General features: G+C 33.3%; 2 protein-coding genes. Both read right to left on the bottom strand.

Translation table 11 applies throughout. The features are described from left to right. Window positions 1–76: 76 nt before the first annotated feature. Window positions 77–370 carry a hypothetical protein gene (locus F3G69_RS05755; RefSeq protein ID WP_021090986.1) on the bottom strand — a complete coding sequence of 98 codons (294 nt, stop codon included), beginning with the start codon at window positions 368–370 and terminating at the stop codon, window positions 77–79. 2 nt (window positions 371–372) lie between these two features. Further along, a complete protein-coding gene (gene rsmH, locus F3G69_RS05750; protein ID WP_103600803.1) occupies window positions 373–1,296 on the bottom strand; it encodes a 16S rRNA (cytosine(1402)-N(4))-methyltransferase RsmH in 924 nt (307 codons plus the stop codon). Window positions 1,297–1,307 lie beyond the last annotated feature (11 nt).

The following is a 1,307-nucleotide window of genomic DNA, read 5'->3' as shown; positions in this document are numbered from 1 at the left end:
AAATGGCTATATTATTTGCCAATATAATTGAATCGCAAAAATTTAGATGAGAATAAATAAAACTTTAAATGTTTAGTTATTTCCATTGACGCTCTTGCATATTATTTAAAATTTGATTTTTATAACGTAAATTTTCGAGCTTTATATTAAGAGCTCTATTTTCCTCTAAAAGCATATCTCGCTTACCGCTGATGTCGGCTATATCCCTACTTATATAATAAATCTGATTTGCTATGTAAATTTTTGGCAAAAATATAGCTAGAGCTATAAAAACAGCTAAATAGACCATCACTAATGTCTTAAAGCTTAAATTTACCTCACGTTTTTGCTCCTCGTCGTGAAGCGTTAGTAGCTCTTCTTTTTCTTGCATCTTTATCCTTTTATCTTAAAAACTCGAAGTTTTGCACTCTTGCTTCGCGAGTTTTGCGCTAGTTCATTTTGACTTGCTGTTAGTGGCTTTTTGGTTAAAATTTCTCCTAATTCGTGGTTGTTTCCGCACTCACACCTATAGACACCTGGCGGGCAGATACAGCTATTTGCCCATTTTTTAAAGCGCTCTTTTACGATCCTATCTTCAAGCGAGTGAAATGTAATAATCGCCACAAGACAATCTTTAAACCCACATTTTTCTATACTATCAAGTAAATTTGTTAGCTCATCTAACTCACCATTTACCTCTATCCTGATGGCTTGAAAGGCAAGTATTGCAGGGCTAACTCCACGCCCTTTTATATGGGCTGTACCTATTAAATTTGCAAGCTCTTTTGCACTCGTTATCTTGCCTAAATTTCTAGCATTTATAATTTTATTTGCAATCCCAGTAGCATTTTTTAGTTCGCCATAATCTCTAAAAATCCTAACCAACTCATCAAAAGAGTAATCATTTATAACGTCATATGCACTAAAATTTCGCTCTTTATCCATTCTCATATCAAGCGTACTTGAGCTAAGACCAAAGCCTCTATCGTCTTTATCTATCTGAAGTGAGCTAACACCGATGTCAGCCAAAATTCCTCTGACATTTAAAATTTCTTCTTGACTTAGCTTGCTAGTCAATTCAGAGAAGTTACTTTTATAAATTTTAACCCTACTACCAAATGGCTCAAGTTTTTTTAGTGAAAAATTTATAGCTTCGTTATCTCTATCACAGGCAATTAAATTTAAATTTTCATTTTGAAATAAAATGGCGCTAGAATGCCCAGCATATCCAAGTGTACAATCTATAAAATTTCCATTTAAATTTTTAAAAAAAAATAGAACTTCATCAAGTAAAACACTGATATGTGGACTTTGCAACGCTGCCTCTT

The organism is Campylobacter concisus, assembly GCF_902460625.1.
Classification (GTDB): domain Bacteria; phylum Campylobacterota; class Campylobacteria; order Campylobacterales; family Campylobacteraceae; genus Campylobacter_A; species Campylobacter_A concisus_AD.
Note: the sequence above shows the minus strand (reverse complement) of the source record. Positions and strands in the feature narration are given on the sequence as shown.